The sequence below is a fragment of the Streptomyces sp. MnatMP-M17 genome (assembly GCF_900091995.1).
Lineage (GTDB): Bacteria > Actinomycetota > Actinomycetes > Streptomycetales > Streptomycetaceae > Streptomyces.
Genome location: NZ_FMDK01001263.1, coordinates 1 through 1,251, shown reverse-complemented (window position 1 = coordinate 1,251; position 1,251 = coordinate 1). Strand labels below are relative to the sequence as shown.

Here is a 1,251-nt window from a genome sequence, read left to right as displayed (position 1 = left end):
GCGGGCGGCGGGGGTAGCCGAGCCGGCCCCAGGCGCGTACCGCTTCGCCGGGCGCCTCGGCGGCCAGATCGGCCGGGCGCGGCCAGCGGGCGAGCCACTGCTCGTACACCGGCAGGACCCGGCTGACCGGCGTCTGCTGGAGCATGAACTCACTGACCATCACACCCCAGGCGCCCGCTTCGGGGCGGCGCCAGGGCAGATCGCGCGCGTTCGTCTCGAACCACGCGATGACGGAGGTGTGCAGGGCCGCCGCGTCGGGAACGGCCGCTGATGTTCGGGAAGTCGGTGAGGCGGGAGGGACGGGCGAGTCGGAGGCGGCGGGAGGTGGGGGAGAGGCGGGAGAGGCCGTGGAAGTCGCGGAGTGCGGGAAGGTAGCAGTCATGGCACCACCGATCCTGGCACGTCACGGAGCGTGGACGGTGCAGCGGACGAGCGTGCGCCGGAGGTTGTCGCGCGCCCGCCTCCGGCTGAGTCAGCCCTGTGGAGTCCGGATGGTCATCGTCGGAGAGTCCACAGCGTCCGACGTGGCGGGCGCGTCGGCCGGGTTCGGCGGGACCGGCCGGGTGGCTCGGACGGGCCGGGCGGTGACGGCTGTCCGGCCCCGGCGACCGCGCGGTACGGCCGCTCCTCCTCCAGCACCGACTTGCCGTTCATGTGATCAACGTACGGATGATGTCTGTTGGTCACATGAGTCCATGGTCAAGTGCGCACCTCCGACGAAAGGAAGAGGTGCAGATGCGGTCAAAAGCGCTGTCACTGAAGTCCGTTCCGGGATGATGATCCGTAAAACTTGCCGAGAGGGGCGGCATGTGGGGCGGGAGTTGGCTCTGAACTCTCGTACAGTTTGCGCCGTGGGATCTTTGCGCAATCCGGTCGGGCCGCTTCCCTCCACCATCTACTGGCGACGGAGGGCAGTAGCGGCGACGCTGATCGCGCTGCTCGCGTTGCTGGTCGTGTGGTTCGTCAGCTCCAGAGGGGACGGCGGGAAGCCCACGGGCGACACGTCCGACGGCGCCAATCCGGCGACGTCCATCACGCCCGGACCGTCCGGGTCCGGACCGGCGATAAGTGAACAGCCGGGCGGGCGCGACGAGTCGGACGGCACCGGGAGCAACGGCGGTGGCGGAGACGGCGGTACGGACTCCGGCGCGGACGGCGGCAAGAACGGCGATCCCGGAGGCAGCGCGGACACCGGCGGTACGGGCGGCACGGCAGGCACCGGTGCGGGAGGTGCTGCCGGTACGGGCGGTG

At 70.9% G+C, this 1,251-nt stretch carries 2 pseudogenes; one reads left to right on the top strand and one right to left on the bottom strand.

Annotation, left to right across the window (positions count from 1 at the left end):
* Positions 1 to 382 (bottom strand): annotated as a pseudogene (locus tag GA0115259_RS38425) (A/G-specific adenine glycosylase); the annotation flags it as partial.
* 469 nt (positions 383 to 851) lie between these two features.
* Between GA0115259_RS38425 and GA0115259_RS38420 the strand changes: the two are divergent.
* A pseudogene (locus GA0115259_RS38420) lies at positions 852 to 1,251 on the top strand (hypothetical protein); the annotation flags it as partial.